Below are 21,571 nucleotides of genomic sequence, written 5' to 3'. Positions count from 1 at the left end.
CTCCTTTATCCTTCACTAAAAGCAGCTGACTTCTCAATGAACCGTTTCCATTTTTCATATTTCAAACGGATCACGGCCTGTTCGGCTTGCGGAACGATCGTGGTTTGCTGAATAGCTGGTTCATTCATGGTTGGATTGGCAACAAGCATCGTGCCGATGGCTGAAAATTCTTCGACTTCGCTGACGATGACGGGTTTATTGATCAAAGTCGCTAATAAGCTCATCAAGGCGCGGTTTTTCGAAACACCGCCATCGATCATTACCTGATTGATCAGTCGTTCAGCGACTTCTTCCATCACATCGATCACTGCTTTGATTTGAAAAATGATGCTTTCTAAAACGGCTTTCAACAGCTCATGAGTCGTCGTCGTGCGTTTCATGCCGACAAAGCTGGCGGTCATCGTATTATCCCAAAATGGGGCACCCATTCCTTGCAATGCTGGGATAAAATAGATGTCTTCTTGACTGTCACTGGTCAGCACTTCTTGACAGATCTCAGTTACATCTGGCAGCGGAGCCACTTGCTCACTGAACCAGTTGATGGCGTCACCACAGGAACGGATGATGCCTTCTAGCGCAAACGCTGTTTCCTGGCTAGTTTGCCAGCCGACCGTCGTCAAAATGCGGCGATCCCGCAACGTCTGCTCCTGCTGCACTTGCATCATGATCGAACAACCGGTGCCCATCGTGATTTTTACATCCCCAAGGCTTTGACAACCTTCCCCGAATAATGCCGCTTGTGAATCGGCTAAGATTCCTTTGATAGGGATTCCGTGATAGTTACCGAAAACCGTATCAGCAGGTTGGATCGCTGGCAAGTCTGCTAAATGGATGCCAAAAAGTTTGACGAGCTCTGCATCCCAACGGCCCTCTTCAATATTGTAAAACAATGTTCGGCAAGCGTTGCTGGCTTCTGTCGCAAATACTGTCCCTTGCGTTAAATTCCACAGGAGCCAACTGTCCATCGTACCGATCGCCAATTCGCCAGTCCCCGACTTTTCCTTGATGGCCGATAATTCTTGGGCCAACCATTTCACTTTGGTGCCAGAAAAATACGGGTCTAAGCGCAAACCGGTCTTTTGATTGATCGTCCTTTCCCAGCCTTGTGCCGTCAATTCTTCACAAATCGCGGCGCTGCGGTTGCATTGCCACACGATCGCATTGTACAGGGGATTGCCAGTCAATCGATCCCAAGCAACGATCGTTTCTCGCTGATTGGTCAATGACAAGGAAACGATTTGATCTGCAGTGATCGCTTGGTCTTGAAACACTTGTGCCAGCAATTCTTGGACATTTTGCCAAATCTCGAGGGGATCATGTTCGACCCACCCGACTTTTGGATAAATTTGGCGATGTCTTTTATCGTAACGCTGCAGGATTTTCCCTTCTTGAAACAGTAAGAGCTTGGTACCGGATGTACTCTGATCTAAAACAAGCTGATAGGTCTTGTCCATCTTAAGCTCCTAGAAACGCAACCGCTGTTTTCGCTATGGAGGCACCGTCTAATCCATAATGGGCAAACAGTTCTGCCGAAGAACCAGTAATCAAGGCTTCATCCGGAAAAGCAATGATTTTTTGTCGAATGCCCGTTTCTTCTGCCAGCGTTTCCGCCACGGCAGCTCCTAAGCCGTTGTATCGGCTGTGTTCTTCCACAGTGATCACGGTGCCTGTTTCTTTCGCTACTCGTTTGACCGCTTCTGAATCAAAGGGCTTCAAGGAATGAACATTTAAAACGGTAGCAGTGATGCCTTGTTTTTCCAATAGCTCAGCAGCATCCAACGCTTGGCGCACGGTTTCACCGGTGGCGATCAATGCGACATCTTGACCGCTTCTCAGCTCAATGGCTTTGCCGATCTCAAAAGGATAATCTGCAGAATCATAACAATCTTCAACAGGATTGCGACCGAGACGGATATAGGCTGGTTGATTTGATGCCGCTAAGGCTTTAAACATTTGGATCGTTTCAAAGCGATCTGCTGGCAACAGCACTTGCAAATTAGGGATCGCTCGTGCCACTGCGATGTCTTGCAAGGAATGATGACTCATGCCTAATGCCCCATAGCTGACACCGCCGCTGATGCCTATGAGTTTGACATTTTTATTCGAATACGCGACATCGACTTTGATCTGCTCAATACTGCGCATGCTGAGAAAACAAGCAGGGGAGGCAACGAAAGGGCGTTTGCCCATATGGGCTAAGCCGGCCGCAATACTGACGATGTTTTGCTCTGCGATCCCTACTTCCACCAATTGTGTCGGTAATTCCTTGGCAAAAGGTGCTAACGAAGCGGAACCACGAGAATCACTGGTCAACACCGTAATCGCAGGATTCTTTTTTCCTTCTTCAATCAATACGTCACACATCGCTTGGCGATTGGCAATATTATTTTTTCCCATGAGTCAAAACCTCCATTTGCTGATCAAGTTCGGCAATGGCTTGTGCAAGCTCTTCTGCCGTTGGCACTTTATGATGCCATTGCGCTTGATTTTCGGCTGCAGAATAGCCTTTGCCTTTGATGGTTTTGGCAATGATCAGCTTCGGTTGATTGGGCTGATGCGGTTTTTCTAATGCAGCCACCAAGGCAGCCATATCATTGCCATCAACGATATGCACATCCCAACCAAAGGCACGCCATTTTTCATCTAGCGGCTCCACTGCCATCACATCTTCCGAGGCGCCAGTGATCTGCAAGCCGTTGCGATCAATGATGGCGGTCAAATTGTCCAGCTGGTAGTTGGCAGCCGCCATGGCTCCTTCCCATACCGAGCCTTCTGCTAATTCGCCATCTCCCAACAACGTATAGGTTTGATACGTGCGGTGATCCAGTTTGCCTGCCAAGGCGATCCCTACTGCGACAGGTAAGCCGTGACCTAGCGAACCAGTATTCATTTCAACACCAGCTACTTTATTGTTTGGATGACCGATCAGTCGTGAACCAAATTGCGAAAAGGTGGCTAATTCTTCTTTCGGCAAAAAACCTTTGTCCGCTAAAACGGCCCATAGTACTTCTGCCGCATGTCCTTTACTTTGGATATACTGGTCACGATCTTGCTTTTTGGGGTCTTTCGCATCGACATTCATTATCCGATAATACAAGGCCACTAAAATATCGGTACAAGAAAGATCCGAACCAGTATGACCCGTTTTTGCTTGATAGATCAGCTCTAACACGGATTTTCGAATCGTTAAAGCCTTCATTTCCAGCTCGTTTATTTCCATGATTGATCCCCTCTCAAGTATGCTTTGACGTCTTCTTCGATTGGATCATAAAAATCTGGCTGCACACCGATGTATTTGCATGCTTCGTACAAGATCGGCACCACATTTTTTCTGACCGCCGCAACGTGATGAATATAAGGGCCCTCAACGAGTTTGAATTCCAAGCGATTCAAATTCGCAAATTCCAGATAGAGATAGGTCCCTTGATTGTATGGTCCATCAATCCCTTTACCAGTGCCCATCAGCAGTGAGTACTCGCCGTTGTCCCCATCAAAGCGACACAGCGTATACTCGTCTTTGATTGCCCGAAAAGCGACTGATCCTGGATAGTCAAAAACAAAATGTCGTTGCGGCAAGATCGGTTTGGTCTCTGCGGTGGAATAAGCAAAAACCCCTAAGTGCTGCAGCAATTCGCCATTCTCGTTTTCTGGATGGCGGCAGTTGACATCCGCAAAGATTGCTCGGTGTTCCCCCAACGAAGCGGCTTCGACCAACAGTTCCGAGATCGCCCCATGGACATCCGTCTCACAGACAAAAGGTAAGCCTTCTTCTTGTAACAGCGACAAGGAGGCATACGGTAAAATACCGATTTCGTCTTGTAAGGCCGTCCAACACTGGATGACCCCTGCATTGCAGCCGTAGCTTTCACATAAGTTTTGCAAAGCCACTTTGAGGGCTGCCACCATCTCCAAATCTCTCGCCGAAATTTGGACTTCCGTATTGGTTTCAAAATAATCAATGACTGCTTGCAATTTATCTGGCTGCTGTTCTTTGACTTTCTTGATTTCCTGCACCACTTCTTGAATCGGTACTGGTGATAGCGAGATATTGAAACGCTCCAATAGTTCGCCTTCGTTGCAGATCACGGTCCAAAAATCAAAGGGGCGCGGGCCAACTTGCAAGATTCGTGTTTGTTTGAAGGTCTTGACGACATTGCAGACTTTGATAAAGTCTTGCAAGCCGCGGGCAAATTCCGGTGAATCAATATCAGAATTTTTGACATAGGTGAAGGGTACCTTGAAACGGCGTAAGACTTTCCCGATAGCGAAAAGACCGCATTGCGTATCCCGCAAACGTGAACCGTCAGCGGCTGGTGTCTCGTCTTTGGGTCCCCATAGTAAGACGGGAACATCTAGTTTTTTGGCTAAACGAGCGCAGGCATATTCCGTACCAAAGTTTTCATTGGCTAGAAAAAGACCGTCGATCTTTGCTGCTTTGAATTTTTCGGCGATTTTTTCAACCCCTTCATCATCGTATAGTAAGCCGTCTTCATTGATATCTAAAATATCTACATAATCAATGGCGAGTTCGTCCATTTTTTGTCGTGTCAGATTGGCGTACTCAATGGCTGCTTCTGCACTAAACAAATTTCTTCTAGTCGGGGCGAACCCGATGGTTACTTTATCCATAAAACCACCCTTTGCGTTTTAGTATATTTAGCTAAATTTTTATTTCTTCGACGATTCGTGTTACATTTTTGCTCAGAAATTCCTCATCCGTCAGTAAAACGATTTTTTTATCAGGAAAGGCTGTGGCGACTTTCGCTTGATTGAAGCGGGTTTGAGGAGCTAAAATCAAAAAATCATAGTCATTCCCCACCATAAATATTTCTGAAAAAGGCGCGGAATTGACTTGGTAATGCTGATCATCCGCTAGTTGTTCTTTGAGCGCTTTGACGAGCAGTGCGCTGGAGAGCCCAGTTGCACAAAAGAGACCGATCTGTGTCATCTATTCACTTCCTCAAAATGTAATCCCTTACTTTTTACACCTTAAATATAGCACAAGCTAAATATTTTGCAATAGTTTTAGATAAATATTTTTGTTTATTAACTAAAAAAGGACAAAACGCTTGCTAAACGTTTTGTCCTTTTTCTTATTTTTATCTTAATTGATGCTTTCACGTTCGACGATCGTCGTGGCGACCAGCATTTTCAGATGGTTTTCATCTTCATTGGTGATTTTCTCGATCAAGCGTCGCACAGCTTGGCGACCAAGGTACACTTTATCTACTTTGACGGTGGTCAGTGGTGGGTTGCAAAATTCCGCCAAAGGAATATCATCGAACCCAACGATGGTCAACGGATGATCGGGAAACACTTCGCGAATGGCTTTCATGGCACCGATGGCGATATTGTCATTGACCGCAAAAAAGGCGCTTGGTAACGGTCGCTGATCGTCACGCAAGGATTCCAAATAGACCTTCATATCTTGATAGGAACCCTCCAGGGTAGGTTCTACTAAGGCTTCCGTCTCTTCATAATGGATCAGATCATGCTCTTGGATCGCTTGGACGAACCCTTGCTTACGTTCACGGAAGTTGTTGATTTGAAAGGTAGAATTGATGATGCCGATGTCACGGTGGCCTTTTTCGATCATCTTTTCAACGATCTCATAGGCACTGTCACGATTATTAATGGCGACAAAATCAAAGTCCTGCGAATTAAATACCGTATCTAAAATCACTAACGGTACTTCCAAATGGCGAAAGACTGCTAAATCTTGTTTTTCTAATTCCGTTCCTAACAATAGCAAACCATCTACTAATTCTGGGCGGATCTTTTCGATCGGATCTTCCTCTGGCGCCAATGTGATATGGGAAATGACCAGTTCATAGCCTAACGCACTGCACTCCATTTCGATTCCTCGGATCAATTCAGAAAAGAAAGGCGTATCCCCTACGACATTTCCTTGTTTGTTCATTATGACAAATTTGATTTTTTGACTTTCCGTTTTTTTAATTTCTCGCTGATCAAAATACCCCATCTCACGAGCGATCTTCAAGATCGCTTGCCGTTTTTGTTCACTGATCCCCTTACGATTGTTGATCGCATTAGAGACTGTTCCGCTGGAAACGCCAGCTTTTCGGGCAATATCAGAGATCACAACTTTCATTTGCTCACCGCTTTCTGCTTCTCATTCTGTTAAAAGTATAGCAAAAGAATTGTTTTTTTACTACCAAAAAAGCTAAAACAAACTAAAAATTTTAGTTTGTTTTAGCTTCTACTTTGATTAGTTACTTTGTGCCGCCAAAATGCAGAAAGACAATGGATCGAGGGTTATCCCTGACGCTGCTACGCCACGAGAAGTGATCCCAGCTCCTTTGGGGTCAGCAACGATGTGCCAAGAAGCATTTTCTGTTGTCGTCGGTAAGTCAAAGGACCAGCTTTCTTCCGTGCTGTTGAGTATAACGAACAAAGAACGCCATGGATGCTGTTTGTCACGATTGGGTACTTGATACGCCAAGCGATTTTCATCCTTTGTCTCATAAAAGACCATGCTTTCAGCCGTTTGGGTCGTGGCATCTCTCAATGGTGCATAGGACTGCCGCAATGCCCACAAGCCCCGATACAGCTCGCGCAATTCTTTGAAGGTTTTGGCACGTGCCCAATCCAGCTGATTGACTGCCAGTGGCGAACGGAAGGAATTTTCATCGCCTTCTTTGGTACGGCCAAATTCTTCCCCTGCTTGGGTCAGCACGGCTCCTTGGCTAGTAAACAAAATGGCTGCTGCTAGTTTGTTGCGGGCTAAAAGCTCAGGATCAAACTCATAATTTCTTTCCTTCGCTGAAGCCTGCATGGTTGCCACCAGTTTGTCCCATAAGGTCAAATTATCATGGACTGACGCATAGGCGATCACTTGGCGGGGCGATTTTGCCCAGCGCTCGGCGCCTTCTTGCCCAGCAACTTTTGTATTTCCTTGAATCGCCGTTGCCAAATTTGCCGCATAAAAGGTTTGCTTGACTTGCGGTTGACCATTCATTCCTTGAATAAACGCGCCGTCTGTTTCTTCAAAGACATCGCCTTTGATACTGTCTCTTAAATCATTACTAAAAACCGCAACGCCTTCTGACAGGGCCCAAACATTGCTTTTATTGGCTGGGATATTCGGCTGAATGATTTGATTACTACCGGCATCCCATGGCTCGCCGTATAAGATCACATGACTGAAGCCGGCATCATCTAGGCGTTGCCGCAACTGGTTCATGGTTTCCACATCGATCAAGCCCATCAAATCAAAACGAAAGCCGTCAATTTTGTATTCTTGCGCCCAATATAAAACTGAATCAATGATAAATTTACGCATCATTTTCCGTTCAGAAGCCACTTCATTGCCGCAAGCAGAACCGTCCGCAAAATTCCCTGCATCATCTTGACGGTAGTAATAATCAGGCACCGTCAAATTAAACCATGATTCTTCCGTGATCGCAGTGTGATTAAAGACCACATCCATCACAACGCCGATGGCTTCTTCGTGCAGCGATTGGATCATTTGCTTGCATTCACGAATCCGCGCCTTGGGATCACTAGGATCAGAAGCGTATCGTCCTTCAGGTACATTGTAATTTTTCGGATCATAGCCCCAGTTGTAGGCAGACGAAGTTTCATCATTGTCAAAATCGAAGATCGGCAGCAGATGAACATAATTGATCCCCAGCTCTTTTAAATAGGCTATGCCAGTTGGTTGACTTTCATCTCCCACCAGATGGGTCTTTTTTTCAGTGAAGGCTAAATATTTTCCGCGATTTTCTGGTGAAATCCCGCTGTTTTCGGCGCCACTGAAATCTTCGACATGTAATTCCCAAATATAGGCATCTGTGATCGACTGCTGACCGACGCCGTGACTTTCCTGCCAACCTTCAGGATCTGTTTCCTTTAAATCAATGATCGCACCGCGGTTTCCGTTGATCCCTACTGCCTTGGCATAAAGATCCACCGCTTCGATTTTCTGCCCACCTCGTTGAAACTCAAAGGTATAAAACAGCTCCTTGACGTTTTCTTCCGTCGTGACTTGCCAACAGTTGTCTTCTTGAACCATTGGCAGCGTCAGCAGACGATCGTCAGTCCCAGCAACACCGCTTTGATAAATCAATACTGACACGGCCTCTGCTTCTGGTGACCAGCATTTGAACGTGGTTTGCTGTCCTTGAAAAGTCACACCAAGATCATTCCCGTGATACGTATGTTCTTCTAAAAAACCGATCCTGCGATCGATCGCAATCTTTTTTTCTCCATACTGCGTGTTTTGTCCCATCAAAATTCCTCCATTCAACGTTGCTAACTATAAAACCCAGTTACTTTTCTGCTATTTCTACCTTCTCATATTTCTTGAAAATTGCCAACAATAAGCCGCCCCTTCTTCGGCCTAAAAAATAAGCCTTAACACTACAGACAAGACCTTTTCTTATTTTGCTGAACGACTCCCGCCTATTTTTATCAAAAGAAAAACCCCCACTCGTTGAACGGCTCTTAAAGAGTAGCTATTGCTTCTAATCTTTAAGATCACTGCTCCGATGGGGATTTTTGAAAAATAGGAAATCAATAATGGCAACGATAGCTGTCACAATATTCAGAAATCTTTTCCTTTCTTTCACGCTATCTATTGATCACTTACAGCTAGACCTGATTCAAGTAAGGTTTTAGGTAGATCATCTTGATAAAAACCAACTGGTTCATGAAGGACTCGCTGCCAATAATTTTGTGTCTCTTTCAAAAAATCAGCGTTATCTTGAGTATTTCCTTCACGAATAAACAGCAATACCAACCCACTAAAAAAAATCAAGGCTTCTTCATGGTACTTCCTCAGATCGTTTTCTTGCGCACATTGAAAAACAGCTGATTCAGCAATTGCTTCTTGAAAATATGCAAAAGAACGCTCTTTTATGTAAGGACCACAACCAATATCATTTAAAAATAATGCAAAAAAGAGGGCCCGATTGCGACTGGCGAACACGTAATAGTCATGCCAAAAACTGTATAAAGGATCTAGTGTCGCCACTGACTCTTTTTTTGCTTCATGAATATCGCGAAACACATCCTCGACCATCGCCTGCTTGAAATTCTGCATGTTTGAAAAATTCAAATAGATTGGTTGAGTCGATGTTCGTGCGTAATTAGCAATGTCGCGGACAGTGAGTGGTCGATAAAGATACTCCACCAGATATTTTTTTAAGCAATTGATCAAATATTTTTTCGTAATCGTTGCTTTTCTCATAATACCCCTTCCTTTCTGGACGTCACCAATTCTTGCTGACGTTCGTCTCATTCATTTTGACTACTTGCAGCTTTTAGAAACACAACCAACGCCCATTTTCTGACTGAAAGTAATCTATATACTTCTACTTTAACAAAAAAGAGCACGTTAACCTATACTTTCTGCCGATTTTCTTAATTTTATTTTTTATTTTTGACCATTTTGTCGAATGAGCTCTTGTTGTCATATGGTGCTCAGACTTAAGGCTGATTTTGACTGGTGCTGCTTGTGGAATGATACTATGTAATGTATAGTATGAGTATGAACAGGAGGAGAGCCTTTGGATGCCCAATTAAAAAAAGGATTATTGGAAATTTGTGTTTTAGCCTATTTGCAGCATGGTGACTCTTATGGCTATGAATTAGTCAAAAACATATCTCCTATACTGCCAATCTCAGAATCAACGCTCTATCCTATCTTGAAGCGCTTAGAGGCCAGCCGAGCGGTTGAGACTTATAATAAAAGCCATCAAGGACGGACGCGAAAATATTACCGCTTGACCAGACTTGGCAAACAGCGGATCGATGATTTTTTAACCAACGACTGGCCCCAATTGACATTGATCCAGCGATTTATTAAAGGAGGAACATTAGATGAACAGAGTTGATTTTATCAAGGCATTGGCTGCAGAATTATCCGAAAAAGTCAGACCTAGCGAGATTCATCAGCTGATCAACTATTATGACGAGATGATCGAAGATTTGATGGAAGAAGGATACACCGAAGAAGAAGCCGTGGCACGCCTTGGCTCCCCAAAAGAACTGATCCAAGCAGTCACCGAAACGGAAGAGGTCGTAGTAGAGATTCCTCGCCGCTTTCATCCCTTTTTGCTTTTGATCTTAGTGCTAGGCTTCCCATTGTGGGGCAGCTTATTGTTAAGTGCCGCATTGCTGATCCTAAGCTTTTTAATAATCATCTGGTGTGTGCCTTTCACCACTGGCATGATTGGTGTCACTACGTTTATCGGTGGGATCGCCAGCGTTGTCTTAAGTCCCATGCTGATGGCGGATGGTTTCTATCTCTTTTTAAGTCAGTTAGGTGTGGGGATTTTCTTATTTGGTTTAGGGCTGCTTTGCCTGATCGCCACTTATAGTATGAGCCGACCTTTTTCACGCCTTACCCACTCCCTTGTCGTTTGGCCGAAATCATTTGTTCAAAACTATCGAAAGAAGGCAGTCCTATGATCAAAATCAATAAGCGCTTTTTCGTTTTTCTCAGTCTGTTGTTTATTATTATCGGACTGGTCATCACCTTTATCGGTTTTTCAATGTCAGGGTACTCACCTGATGCCTACCATATTGAGCATCGTCGCTGGTATCAACTCGTTGGTTTCTATACGGAATAACAGACGGAAAATAATTATAAGTTGATTTTTTCGTCAGAAAAACAATCGATTTTCAACAATTTCATGTTTTGATGAAAAAATTGAACTTTCCTTTTTGATCTCACCATATTACTATATAGGTACATCCTGTATCCTATTTCATAGGGTAACCAGAAAAACCCATACCATCCTATGGGTTTTTTTGCTGTCTATAAAAGCAAAAAAACGTGCCGCAAGTCCAGTTATCGCCAAGCCAGCTATTTTAGCTAACCTTGGCAGAGCCTGTCTGCAGCACGTTTTTTCTAATGATCGATTATTCCCCTAGTGCTGGCTGTTCTTGCACAGTGCCAATAGGAAACAAGGCGCGAAACACCCGGCGAACGATTGGGCCTGCAATAAACAATTGCAAGGGCAATGCGACGATCACATTTTTCCCAATGTTGCTTAGCCAATTGACGAACACCGAGTGATCAGGGTTTGGGTGCATCAACGCACCAAAAAGTGACATACAGATCACCATGCCGGCGATCATCAATGAAGAAATCAAACCGATTTTTTTCCAAGTAGCTGATTGATGGTCCAAAAATCGAAACGCCAAACCTTTTGCCGGACCAGAAACAATGAACCAATCCAAAATAAAGGCGACAAAAAGGGCTAATGGCAATTCATTCCACGCCAATTGGAATGCCAATGCAGAAACACCGACTTGAAACATGAGGTTATAAACACTCATAAAATACACCATGAAAATACACATAAGTGTCGTATAGATCAAACTTTCTTTTTTGTTGATGGGCATGTAACAACTTCCTTTCTCTTTTTCGTACTCGACTATTCTAGCAGAAGAAAATTTTTCGTGTAAGTAAAAGTTTGAAAACTTTCAAAAAAGTTTTTTGCTATTTTTTTATCCACTTCTCTTGACACTTTCTTATGAAGTCAGTAGAATAGCGATAGATTAAATCGTACAGATAACAAGCGGGTTCGCTTGTCGAGAGAGAGGCGGTTTCTATGAGAATAGAAACGGTCTCTTTTTTTGCGAATTTTTAGAGGTGAGAATATGGAAAACAACAAAAAACTCGTGGGGGCGATCCTCGCAACCGGATTGATGTCATTTGCAGGCGTTCTGATTGAAACAGCTATGAATGTAACGTTTCCGACATTGATCGATCAATTTACGCTTTCAACATCCGATGTGCAATGGGTGACGACCATCTACTTACTGGTCATCTCCATCATTGTCCCAATATCGACCTACCTTTTGAAACGATTCTCATTGAGAACCTTGTTTCTAGCTGCCAACGCCTTCTTCCTTGTTGGCTTGGTGATCGACTTTTTATCGCCGACGTTTGCCATTTTGCTGATTGGCCGCTTTTTCCAAGGTGCCAGCACAGGGATCGCACTGCCTTTGATGTTCCACATCATTTTGACTTACTCCCCCTTTGAAAAACGGGGAGCGGCAATCGGCTTAGGGAATTTGACCACTTCCATCGCTCCAGCGATCGGACCGACATATGGGGGCTTATTGACCGCCCATTGGTCTTGGAATGCGATCTTTCTTTTCTTGATCCCAGTCTTGCTGATCTCCCTAGTACTCGGCCTTTACTCGATCCCTAAAACGGCTGGGGCAAAAGACACTTCCCTGGATTTACTGAGTGTATTAGGAATCGTCTTGATGTTCAGCGGCTTCTTATTGTTCTTGAATCAAGTAGGCACCTTAGCGAGTCTACTGCCGCTGCTTTTCGGTTTCATTGGTGCTGGCTTGTTTTATCAACGCTCAAAAGGCTCGAACCCATTGATTCGTTTGGCTGTTTTGAAAAACCGCAGCTTTAGTTTGTTTCTGTTTGGCTTTCTTGTTTGTCAATTCCTTTTACTGGGCATTTCCTTTGTCTTGCCGAACTTTGTCCAACTCGTCTTGGGAAAAGATGCTTTTACTGCAGGATTAGTTATGCTTCCTGGGGCGGCCATCGGTGCGGTCCTTGCGCCGATCTCTGGTCGGTTGCTGGATAAAGTTGGACCGAAAAAACCGATCCTGTCTGGTTTGACATTGATTGCCATCGGTTGGCTTGCCTTAGCCCTCGTTTTGCGTTCGCCTTTCATTTGGAGCCTAGTTGCTGGACATGTCTTTTACATGATCGGGATCGGCTTAGCCTACAGCAATATGATGACCACCGGCTTAAACAAGCTGACTCCTGCGTTGTACGCGGACGGTAATGCGATCTTTAATACGCTGCAGCAGTTTTCTGGCGCAGTGGCGACGGCTGTGGTGGCGACCATTATCAATTTGGCACAAAATGCGGCGACTGATTACACCCAAGGGACGGTCATCGGCTCTCAAATCGCCTTATTCTTTTTGTGGGCCCTGGTCTTACTGACTTTCCTATTAACGATCAACTACTTCCGCAAAAACACCGACAAAAAAGCTGTCAGCTAACTGTAGATTTGCCCATTGAAAAACAACGAAAAAAAGCCGCTCTCTCTTGAGGGCGGCCATAAAAAATCCGCTTCCGATCCCCCTTCTTAGTCAAGGGCGCTCTCGGAAACGGATTATTTTTTTAGTTTAATTCAGCGGAACCAACCGCTGTTTTGGCTGTCACTGTGCCTGTAGTCGTCAATGAAAGCTGACGCACTTTTTCGGCATTCGTGATGACCGTCAAAACATCGGTCTGTTTGCCAGCTGCGGTAACGGCATCTAGATCCATCACTGCAAGCTTCGTTTCTGGTGTGACCGTATCACCTTCAGAAACAAGGACCTCAAATGGCGCACCATTTAATTCCACAGTATCTAAGCCCATATGAACAAGAACTTCCGCGCCACCAGGGGTTAAAATCCCGATTGCATGCTTTGTTTCAAAAATGCTAGAGATCGTACCTGCAACAGGAGCATAAATCGTTCCATTCGTTGGCTGAACAGCAAAGCCGTCACCCATCATTTTTTGAGAAAAGACAGGATCAGAAACTTCAGTGATGGCAACTACATTCCCATCAGCTGGAGCATAAAGGGTTTCTTCTGAAACTTGTGCTGCTTCTGGGGCTGCAGTTGTCGGTGCAGCAGTCGTTGGTGCAACAGCCGCTGCTGCAGCTGTATCAGCAGCCAATTGCGGTTCTAATTTATTTAAGAAGGTAACTTTTCTAAAGATGATGGTGCAAACAAACGTGATCGCAATCGTCACCGCCATTGAGATGAAGACCATTGGATAGTTTTCAATTTTAAATGATAAGAAGCCAGGTAGTCCCCCTACACCAATACCTAATGCACGGGTATTCGTTGCAGTGATCAGCATACCACCAAAGGCAGAACCTACCATTGCTGCGACAAATGGGTAAACATATTTCAAATTGATCCCGAACATCGCTGGTTCAGTAACCCCCATGTAAGCAGAAATCGTTGCTGGAACAGAGACTTGTTCTTCTTTTTTATTGCCACGGTGAAGGAACCAAATCGCCAATACTGCCGTACCTTGCGCAATATTTGACAGCATGATCATTGGCCAAAGGTTGGTTGTCCCAAAATCCGCTACTAATTGAGAGTCGATCGCCAGCGTTGTATGATGCAATCCGGTAATAACCAAAGGCGCATACAGGCCACCGAAAATGAAACCAAATAACCAGTTTAATGGTGAGGTCAAGCCAGCATTTACGACCCAAGAAATGCCTGATCCGATTTGCCAACCGATTGGACCTAATACCATGTGAGCTGCTAAAATAGTTGGCAGCAATGAGAACAATGGAACGAAGATCATTGAAACCGCTTCTGGAATCCATTTCCGGAAGAATCTTTCAAGATAAACCAATAAGAAACCTGCCAGCATTGCTGGGATTACTTGTGCTTGATACCCAATTTTATCAATAGTGAAGAACCCGAAGTCCCACGTATAATTTTGAGCAATTTCTGCAGCAGAAGTTGAACTTACTGAATAAGCATTTAATAATTGCGGTGAAACCAATGTAATCCCTAAAACAATCCCTAATATTTGCGTGGTTCCCATCTTACGTGTAATACTCCAAGTAATCCCTACTGGTAGAAAGTGAAAGATCGCTTCACAGGGCAGCCATAAAAAGCCATTGACACCGTTCCAAAAAGTAGAAGCTTGCGTAATGGTTTGTCCACCTAGAGCTTCTAGCGGTACACCTTCTAAGAAATTTCTCAGCCCTAGCATCAAACCACCGACAATAATCGCTGGTAATAACGGGGTAAAGATCTCAGCTAACGTAGCGATCGCTCGTTGCACGATATTTTGATTGTTTTTTGCAATCGCTTTACTTTGTTCTTTAGAAACACCTTCTATTCCTGATACATCGGTAAAATCATTGTAAAACGTTGAGACATCATTGCCGATAATGACTTGGAATTGTCCCGCATTGGTAAACATTCCTTTGACACTTGGAATTTCTTCAATTGCCTTTTCGTTTGCTTTTGACTGATCGTTCAAAACAAAACGCATCCGTGTCGCGCAATGTGTTACTGCGGCGATATTTTCTTTGCCGCCAACATATTCCAGCAGCTTCTCAGCATCATCACGATACTTTCCCATAATTAATAAACCCCTTTCACATCCACTTGTATATATATGTTTTGATTACGCACTAATCATAACTTGATAGTTTTGATATTGCAAGCGTTTCAAACCAATTTTTTTCACTTTTCTATAAACAATACAAGTGAATAGAAAATATACCGTATTAAAACCTTGATAAATAAACGTTCTTTAAAATATTTGATTAATATAAAATAATATTGCCAATAACTTTATTTACTGTTTATTTGACAAAAAAGAATAAAAAAACAGGTGAGATAAATTGAAATAGCTTACAACTTACGTTATAATCATCTTGCATGTATAGACAAGTTTAAAGGAGGACAACTACTGTGAATACGATTATATTGTCTAAGGAAGAATGGCTATTAACGGATCAAACTGGTACGACCTATCCGTTTTCTGGGACTGACAGTGAACGAGTTGCCGCACTGACCGCGCAGCTGCAGCAAATGGAAGGTGGCGGGATCATCTCTGAATCGCTGGTGTTTACGAATGAAGAAGGGACTTTTTCACTGGACCAATGGTTGACAGAAAAATTGAATCGTCCCTTTGTTTGCACCACGAAAGAACAGTATGAAGAAAAAAGTGCTGAAATTCCTTGGACCCTCGAATACTATGGCTACACCCCTGGTAAAGATGAATACTCGGTGGAGTCACTTTTAACCGTCGGCAACGGCTATCTAGGGCTGCGAGGCACGACGCCTGAGATGACCATTTGTGAAGCGAACTATCCAGGGCTGTATTTAGCAAGTCTTTACAATACGGTAGAATCGGATGTTTCTGGTCATACCATCAGCAATGAAGACTTCGTCAATGCACCGAATCTGCAAAAAATGTACGTGAAGATCGATGATGAAGTGATCGACATCGCCAACAATCAGCTCCTTTCCTTTAAACGGACATTGGATCTGAAGACCGGCTTGTTCCAATCAGTGGCAGAAATTGAAACCAAAAAACAAAAGCGTCTGCGAATCGAAACGAAGAAAATCGCCAATATGCAAGACGTTCACCAATACAGCTTGGTCTATCAGTTTACCCCACTGAACTTTTCCGGCACCGTTACTTTCGTTAGTGAAGCCGACGGATCGGTTTATAACTATAACGTCGCTCGTTACCGTAGCTTAACCAACCAGCATTTGACCGTGAAAGAGGCAGCAGCTGAACAAAACAAAGCGCATTTAGTGGTCACCACTAACCAATCACAGATTACCGTTGTCCAATCCTCTGAACTGTTTTCACAGGACCTGCCATTGGCTGAGCTGCACGCTGAAACAAACGACCAGCTCGTCCGTCAGCAAGTAGCCCTTGAGGTGACGGAAGGCCAAACTTATCGGGTCGAAAAATCAGTCACTGTTGCCGCTTATCGCCAAGAAGAGCCGCAACCGGCATTTACGTTTTCTTCCTTAGCATTACCTGATTTTGCGACGATGTATACCGCCTCAAAACAAGCCTGGGATGAATTATGGGCGAAAGCGGCCATCGAAGTCACTGGTGACTTGATGTCACAAAAAATGCTGAATCTGCATACGTATCATCTGCTAGTCTCCGCAGCACCGAATGCTTATCAGGAGTCCTTAGATGCCAGTATCACTGCCCGTGGCCTACATGGCGAAGCCTATCGCGGTCATATTTTCTGGGATGAACTGTTTATCTTACCGTTTTACATTCTACATTTTCCTGACACCGCCAAAGAAATTTTGCTGTATCGCTACCGCCGCTTAGCTGCTGCCAAAAAAGACGCCCAAAAAGCCGGCTACCAAGGCGCCATGTTCCCATGGCAATCTGGATTGGATGGCAGTGAGCAATCCCAAGAACTGCATTTGAACCCTATCAGCGGCGAATGGAAAGAAGACCACAGTCGCTTGCAGCGCCACGTCTCCTTAGCGATCGCTTATAACATTTGGCAATACTGGCACAACACGCAAGATCGGGTCTTCATGGAACAATATGGGTTAGAATTGATGTTAGAAGTCGCCCATTTCTGGCAAAGTGCTGCCACCTGGGATGATGCTACTCAACGTTACTTTATCGATAAAGTCATGGGACCAGATGAATTTCATGAAAGCTACCCAAATAGTGAACAAGGTGGCTTGAAAAACAACGCCTATACCAATATGATGGTAGTATGGTTGTTTGAAGAGATCGAGAACCTCCAACAACAACTATCAGCAGAGAGCTTCCAAGCAGTATTGGAGAAAACGGCTTTAACCCCAGCGGATATTGCTGCTATGGCAGATATTCGTACCAAATTAGGCTTAGAGATCGATCAAGAAGGTATCATCGCACAGTTTGAAGGGTACTTCCAGTTGGAAGATCTGGATTGGGCCCATTATAAAGAGAAATATGGCAACATCTATCGGATGGACCGCATCTTGAACGCTGAAGGCAAGAGTGCTGACAGCTACAAAGTCGCGAAACAAGCCGATAGTCTGATGATTTTCTACAATTTCTCAAAAGAGCAAGTCAATCAGATTTTGGCAGATCTTTCTTACCAACTGCCAACAGACTATATTGAAAAAAATCTCCATTATTATTTGGCTCGCACCTCCCACGGCTCGACTTTGTCGCGGATCGTTCACGCTCAGTTAGCGGCAATGGTGGATGATCAGGAATTGGCTTGGTCGTTATACCAAGAAGCGCTCTCTTCTGATTACCGTGATATCCAAGGCGGAACCACGGCAGAAGGCATTCACGCCGGTGTCATGGCCGCTACGTTGTTTATTCCGTTAACCACTTTTGCTGGGATCGATATTCGAGAAGAGCAGTTGCAGATCACACCGAACTTGCCAAAAGCCTGGGACAGCTTAGCCTTCCAGCTAGAAGTTCGCGGCACCCACTTTGCAATGAATGTTACACATGAAACATTGACGATCACTGCTGATCAGCCAGTCACGATCTTAGTGAATGGGCAGCAAGTTTCGTTAGAAGCAAACAAAGAAGCAACGATTACTTACTAAAAGGAGTGTTCCACATGAAAAAAGGTTTTGTTTTTGATTTAGACGGCGTTATCACAGATACAGCTAAATACCACTACATTGCATGGAAAGAATTAGCTGCGGAGATCGGGATCGAGATCGATTTGAAATTCAATGAGCAGTTAAAAGGCATTAGCCGCATGGACTCTTTAGAGCGAATCTTAACCCTAGGCAATAAAAATGATGCCTACACAGAAGTCGAAAAAGAAGCCTTAGCGACGAAGAAAAATACCCACTATGTACAATTGTTACAAAGCTTGACTTCTGATGATCTATTGCCAGGGGTGAAGACATTCCTTGATGAAGCCAAAGCAAAAAACATTACTTGTGCCATCGCTTCGGCGTCCAAGAATGCGCCGTTTATTTTGGACAAACTAGGTGTCATGCAAGACTTTGATACGATCGTTGACCCAGCAACCTTGAAAAAAGGCAAACCAGATCCAGAAATCTTTATCCAAGCAGCGCTGGCACTAAGCATTGAACCGGCAGAAGCAGTTGGCTTTGAAGATGCTCAAGCAGGGATCGACGGCATCAAAGCTGCTGGTATGTATGCGGTAGGCGTTTATTCAGGAGAAGAACTACACGGTGCAGATGTGATCGTTGAAAAATTGACGGACCTAAACATTGACGAACTTTTGGCGAAATAGTCGATTGCATTTCCAATTTGGCCTCGCTATAATAGCCAAAGAGGGGGCAATCCGATGAACAAGTTCAAAGAGATATTTTTAGATTTAGAACAAAAAATTCTAGCAAACGAATACCCTCCGCATTCTTTGCTGCCTAGCGAAAACCAATTGATCAAAACTTATGGTGTCTCCCGCGAGACTGTCCGTAAGGCATTGAATTTATTGCGGGATGCTGGTTATATCCAAAAGAAACAAGGGAAAGGTTCAATCGTTTTAGACTTGAATCGCTTTGATTTCCCGATTTCCGGCTTGACGAGTTTTCGTGAGCTGCAAGATACCCAACGCATTCCTAGTGAAACAAAGGTTGTCGAGATCCGTAAGATCGCCGTGTCGCCAAAGCTGCACGAGACCACTGGTTGGCCTGTCGCTTCTGAGGCATGGAAACTGATCCGTCAGCGGAGAATCGATGGAGAAGTGGTGATTTTGGACAAAGACTACCTTGATGCTTCTATCATCGAAGAGTTGCCAGAAAACCGAGCGAAAGTATCGATTTTTGATTACTTTGAAAATGATCTTGGCCTTGAGATCGCTTATGCACAAAAAGAAATCACTGTTGACCCCGTCAACAAAGAATTGCGGGATCTAATGGATCTGCGTCCTGAAGATCAGCATGTCGTTACGGTTCGCAGCCTCGTGTATCTAGAAGACACGCGCTGTTTTGAATATACCGAATCGATCCACCGACTGGATAAATTCCGCTTTGTGGACTTCGCCCGTCGGCGCAAGATTTGATGGACGTATAGACGTGAAAAAGACAAAACAGACCTAGACTTCACCGAGAAGTCTGGGTCTGTTTTGTCTTTCAATAGCCCCCACTCGATGATGCTGGGATCGATACTCCCTCTTTTCGCCTCTGTCGCTAACGATTCATCCTTTGCTTTCCCGGCGTTTAGCTGCCTGCCAAGGAACAAAAAAGGCGCGATCATTTATGGGACTGATAAAATAGAGTTGATCTTGAACAACTCAGTCGTCCTTATTGACAATCAGCCACACAAAAAAGCAGTATCCTCTGAGAGGATACTGCTTTTGCTTGCTATTTGGCGTAATCCGTTGCGCGGGTCTCGCGAATAACGGTTACTTTGATATGACCTGGGTAATCCAAATCATCTTCGATCTTCTTGCGGATGTCGCGAACCAATCGTACAGCATCCAAATCAGAAATCTCTTCTGGTTTGACCATTACACGGACTTCACGTCCGGCTTGGACTGCAAAACTGGAATCGACCCCTTTGAAGCCGTTGGCGATATTTTCTAGGTTTTGCAAGCGGCGAATATAATTTTCCAATGATTCGCTGCGGGCACCTGGACGGGCTGCTGACAAGGCATCTGCGGCTGCAACTAAAACAGAGATAACCGATGTTGCTTCAACATCTCCATGGTGAGAAGCGATCGCATTGATCACCACACCATTTTCTTTGTATTTGGCAGCTAACTCAGCCCCGATCTCAACGTGAGAGCCTTCGATTTCATGGTCAAGGGCTTTCCCGATATCATGCAAGAGTCCGGCACGTTTGGCTAACTGAATATCTTCGCCTAATTCTGCGGCAAGAACACCGGTTAGTTTTGCGACTTCGATCGAGTGGTTCAAGACGTTTTGTCCGTAGCTGGTACGGAAACGCAAACGACCTAAAATCTTGATCAAGTCTGGATGAAGGGTGTGAGCACCGACTTCAAAGGCTGCTTGTTCCCCATATTCACGAATATGTTCATCCATTTCTTTCCGAGATTTTTCGACCATTTCTTCAATTCGAGCTGGATGGATCCGGCCGTCTTGAATCAGTTTTTCAAGGGTCATACGAGCAATTTCACGGCGAATCGGATCAAATCCTGATAAGACGACTGCTTCCGGCGTGTCATCGATGATCAAATCGATCCCTGTCAAGGTTTCAAGGGTGCGAATGTTCCGACCTTCTCTTCCGATGATTCGACCTTTCATCTCATCATTTGGTAATGATACGACCGATACCGTGGTTTCAGACACTTGGTCTGCGGCACAACGTTGGATTGCTAGGGACAAGAGATTTTTTGCTTTTCGATCTGCTTCTTCCTTCGCACGCTGTTCAGATTCTTTGACCATGATCGTTAATTCATGGTTCAATTCCTCTTCTGTTGATTTCATGATCAACTCTTTTGCTTCATCTCTAGACAGCGCAGCGATGCGCTCTAATTCTTTCTGTTGTCCATCGATTAAGTTTTCTACTTCTTTTTCTCGCTCGTCAATTAATTGTTGTTTCTCACTAAGTCTGCCTTCTTTATCTTCAAGTGAGCGTTCTCGTTTTTCCAAAGAATCGTCCTTACGATCAAGTACTTGTTCTCTTTGGAGTAAACGATTTTCTTGTGATTTTAAATCAAGTTTGCTTTCTTTCAACTCACTTTCAATCTCTGACCGATACTTCTGATTTTCTTCCTTAGCTTCTAACAATGCTTCTTTTTTAAGAGTTTCTGCTTCTTTCTTAGCGCTTTCGATAATTCCAGCTGCAGAATTTTGGGCGCCGTTGATTTCTTTCTCATGACGAGATTTCGTCACATAAACTCCTAATCCAAGACCGACAATTAAACCGATGATAGCGAGGAGAATATAAAGTAGTTCCAATGAATCCACCTCCATACTATCTTTTTAAATATTTTGTAATTTTGATTAACAAAGGATAACAAAATTATCAATTCGCTACTTCTTATGTGGAAATCCACATACGTTTATTCTAATGTTTGAACACAAGAGTGTCAACTTTAAATAATAAAGTAAACTTTCGCAACCCTTCCTTTTTACGGATGTTTTTTCAACAATGGACGAATCT

Annotated in this window: 18 protein-coding genes; 7 read left to right on the top strand and 11 right to left on the bottom strand. The window is 44.0% G+C overall.

What is annotated here, in order from left to right:
• Window positions 1-5: 5 nt before the first annotated feature.
• The 8 genes from A5870_RS13950 to A5870_RS13915 form a co-directional block, all read right to left on the bottom strand.
• Window positions 6-1,454 (bottom strand): FGGY-family carbohydrate kinase, encoded by a 1,449-nt coding sequence (locus A5870_RS13950; RefSeq protein ID WP_086293512.1) that lies wholly within the window; start codon window positions 1,452-1,454, stop codon window positions 6-8.
• A 1-nt stretch (window position 1,455) separates the two neighbouring features.
• Entirely contained in the window at window positions 1,456-2,397 is a 942-nt protein-coding gene (locus A5870_RS13945) for a transketolase family protein (RefSeq protein ID WP_086293510.1), read from the bottom strand.
• Window positions 2,384-3,220 carry a transketolase gene (locus tag A5870_RS13940; RefSeq protein WP_086293508.1) on the bottom strand — a complete coding sequence of 279 codons (837 nt, stop codon included), beginning with the start codon at window positions 3,218-3,220 and terminating at the stop codon, window positions 2,384-2,386. Before A5870_RS13940 ends, A5870_RS13945 begins: the two co-directional genes overlap by 14 nt.
• Complete coding sequence (locus A5870_RS13935) at window positions 3,211-4,629, bottom strand: L-fucose/L-arabinose isomerase family protein (protein ID WP_060791682.1); 1,419 nt, start codon at window positions 4,627-4,629, stop codon at window positions 3,211-3,213. Before A5870_RS13935 ends, A5870_RS13940 begins: the two co-directional genes overlap by 10 nt.
• Window positions 4,630-4,660: 31 nt before the next feature.
• Window positions 4,661-4,948, bottom strand: coding sequence for a PTS cellbiose transporter subunit IIB (locus tag A5870_RS13930; protein ID WP_086293506.1), 288 nt, complete (start codon window positions 4,946-4,948; stop codon window positions 4,661-4,663).
• 156 nt (window positions 4,949-5,104) lie between these two features.
• A complete protein-coding gene (locus A5870_RS13925; protein ID WP_086293504.1) occupies window positions 5,105-6,112 on the bottom strand; it encodes a LacI family DNA-binding transcriptional regulator in 1,008 nt (335 codons plus the stop codon).
• Between the two features lie 117 nt (window positions 6,113-6,229).
• Entirely contained in the window at window positions 6,230-8,251 is a 2,022-nt protein-coding gene (gene pulA, locus A5870_RS13920) for a type I pullulanase (RefSeq protein WP_086293502.1), read from the bottom strand.
• 345 nt (window positions 8,252-8,596) lie between these two features.
• Window positions 8,597-9,211: a TetR/AcrR family transcriptional regulator gene (locus A5870_RS13915; RefSeq protein ID WP_170924053.1), complete on the bottom strand. Its 615-nt coding sequence runs from the start codon at window positions 9,209-9,211 to the stop codon at window positions 8,597-8,599.
• A gap of 319 nt (window positions 9,212-9,530) precedes the next feature.
• Between A5870_RS13915 and A5870_RS13910 the strand changes: the two genes are divergently transcribed.
• The 3 genes from A5870_RS13910 to A5870_RS17415 are packed head-to-tail and all read left to right on the top strand — an operon-like array spanning window position 9,531 to window position 10,595.
• Entirely contained in the window at window positions 9,531-9,857 is a 327-nt protein-coding gene (locus A5870_RS13910) for a PadR family transcriptional regulator (RefSeq protein ID WP_086293498.1), read from the top strand.
• The gene (locus A5870_RS13905) at window positions 9,844-10,434 is read left to right on the top strand and encodes a DUF1700 domain-containing protein (RefSeq protein ID WP_081117611.1); all 591 of its coding nucleotides are present in this window, start codon (window positions 9,844-9,846) and stop codon (window positions 10,432-10,434) included. The genes A5870_RS13910 and A5870_RS13905 overlap by 14 nt, the downstream gene beginning before the upstream one ends.
• Window positions 10,431-10,595, top strand: a complete 165-nt coding sequence (locus A5870_RS17415; protein WP_167822213.1) for a hypothetical protein — start codon at window positions 10,431-10,433, stop codon at window positions 10,593-10,595. The genes A5870_RS13905 and A5870_RS17415 overlap by 4 nt, the downstream gene beginning before the upstream one ends.
• A 292-nt stretch (window positions 10,596-10,887) precedes the next feature.
• Here A5870_RS17415 and A5870_RS13900 read toward each other — a convergent pair whose 3' ends face one another.
• Window positions 10,888-11,373, bottom strand: a complete 486-nt coding sequence (locus tag A5870_RS13900; RefSeq protein WP_086293497.1) for a DUF2798 domain-containing protein — start codon at window positions 11,371-11,373, stop codon at window positions 10,888-10,890.
• A gap of 258 nt (window positions 11,374-11,631) precedes the next feature.
• Here A5870_RS13900 and A5870_RS13895 point away from each other — a divergent pair, with 258 nt between their 5' ends.
• Window positions 11,632-13,005: an MFS transporter gene (locus tag A5870_RS13895; protein WP_077453203.1), complete on the top strand. Its 1,374-nt coding sequence runs from the start codon at window positions 11,632-11,634 to the stop codon at window positions 13,003-13,005.
• Between the two features lie 121 nt (window positions 13,006-13,126).
• On the opposite strand, the gene treP is transcribed toward A5870_RS13895, so the two are convergent.
• Window positions 13,127-15,106: a PTS system trehalose-specific EIIBC component gene (gene treP, locus A5870_RS13890; RefSeq protein ID WP_086293495.1), complete on the bottom strand. Its 1,980-nt coding sequence runs from the start codon at window positions 15,104-15,106 to the stop codon at window positions 13,127-13,129.
• A gap of 335 nt (window positions 15,107-15,441) precedes the next feature.
• Here treP and A5870_RS13885 point away from each other — a divergent pair, with 335 nt between their 5' ends.
• The 3 genes from A5870_RS13885 to treR are packed head-to-tail and all read left to right on the top strand — an operon-like array spanning window position 15,442 to window position 19,505.
• Window positions 15,442-18,069, top strand: a complete 2,628-nt coding sequence (locus tag A5870_RS13885; protein ID WP_086293493.1) for a glycoside hydrolase family 65 protein — start codon at window positions 15,442-15,444, stop codon at window positions 18,067-18,069.
• A 14-nt stretch (window positions 18,070-18,083) separates the two neighbouring features.
• Window positions 18,084-18,734 carry a beta-phosphoglucomutase gene (gene pgmB, locus A5870_RS13880; RefSeq protein WP_086293491.1) on the top strand — a complete coding sequence of 217 codons (651 nt, stop codon included), beginning with the start codon at window positions 18,084-18,086 and terminating at the stop codon, window positions 18,732-18,734.
• 54 nt (window positions 18,735-18,788) lie between these two features.
• Window positions 18,789-19,505, top strand: coding sequence for a trehalose operon repressor (gene treR / locus A5870_RS13875; protein ID WP_005226457.1), 717 nt, complete (start codon window positions 18,789-18,791; stop codon window positions 19,503-19,505).
• 301 nt (window positions 19,506-19,806) lie between these two features.
• Here the strand turns inward: treR and rny are convergent, their stop codons facing one another.
• Complete coding sequence (gene rny, locus A5870_RS13870; protein WP_005232891.1) at window positions 19,807-21,381, bottom strand: ribonuclease Y; 1,575 nt, start codon at window positions 21,379-21,381, stop codon at window positions 19,807-19,809.
• Window positions 21,382-21,571: the final 190 nt, after the last annotated feature.

Source organism: Enterococcus sp. 2G9_DIV0600 (assembly GCF_002140615.1).
GTDB classification, from domain to species: Bacteria; Bacillota; Bacilli; order Lactobacillales; family Enterococcaceae; genus Enterococcus_D; species Enterococcus_D innesii.
The sequence above is the reverse complement of the archived record's forward strand: the minus strand, read 5'-3'. Positions and strand labels throughout refer to the sequence as shown.

Coding starts and splice junctions, on each gene's coding strand:
- A5870_RS13930 (WP_086293506.1), bottom strand. CDS start 4,948: ATGACACAGATCGGTCTCTTTTGTGCAACTGGGCTCTCCAGCGCACTG.
- A5870_RS13900 (WP_086293497.1), bottom strand. CDS start 11,373: ATGCCCATCAACAAAAAAGAAAGTTTGATCTATACGACACTTATGTGT.
- pgmB (WP_086293491.1), top strand. CDS start 18,084: ATGAAAAAAGGTTTTGTTTTTGATTTAGACGGCGTTATCACAGATACA.
- treR (WP_005226457.1), top strand. CDS start 18,789: ATGAACAAGTTCAAAGAGATATTTTTAGATTTAGAACAAAAAATTCTA.
- A5870_RS13895 (WP_077453203.1), top strand. CDS start 11,632: ATGGAAAACAACAAAAAACTCGTGGGGGCGATCCTCGCAACCGGATTG.
- pulA (WP_086293502.1), bottom strand. CDS start 8,251: ATGGGACAAAACACGCAGTATGGAGAAAAAAAGATTGCGATCGATCGC.
- A5870_RS13940 (WP_086293508.1), bottom strand. CDS start 3,220: ATGGAAATAAACGAGCTGGAAATGAAGGCTTTAACGATTCGAAAATCC.
- A5870_RS13950 (WP_086293512.1), bottom strand. CDS start 1,454: ATGGACAAGACCTATCAGCTTGTTTTAGATCAGAGTACATCCGGTACC.
- A5870_RS13945 (WP_086293510.1), bottom strand. CDS start 2,397: ATGGGAAAAAATAATATTGCCAATCGCCAAGCGATGTGTGACGTATTG.
- A5870_RS13915 (WP_170924053.1), bottom strand. CDS start 9,211: ATGAGAAAAGCAACGATTACGAAAAAATATTTGATCAATTGCTTAAAA.
- A5870_RS17415 (WP_167822213.1), top strand. CDS start 10,431: ATGATCAAAATCAATAAGCGCTTTTTCGTTTTTCTCAGTCTGTTGTTT.
- A5870_RS13925 (WP_086293504.1), bottom strand. CDS start 6,112: ATGAAAGTTGTGATCTCTGATATTGCCCGAAAAGCTGGCGTTTCCAGC.
- treP (WP_086293495.1), bottom strand. CDS start 15,106: ATGGGAAAGTATCGTGATGATGCTGAGAAGCTGCTGGAATATGTTGGC.
- A5870_RS13905 (WP_081117611.1), top strand. CDS start 9,844: ATGAACAGAGTTGATTTTATCAAGGCATTGGCTGCAGAATTATCCGAA.
- rny (WP_005232891.1), bottom strand. CDS start 21,381: ATGGAGGTGGATTCATTGGAACTACTTTATATTCTCCTCGCTATCATC.
- A5870_RS13935 (WP_060791682.1), bottom strand. CDS start 4,629: ATGGATAAAGTAACCATCGGGTTCGCCCCGACTAGAAGAAATTTGTTT.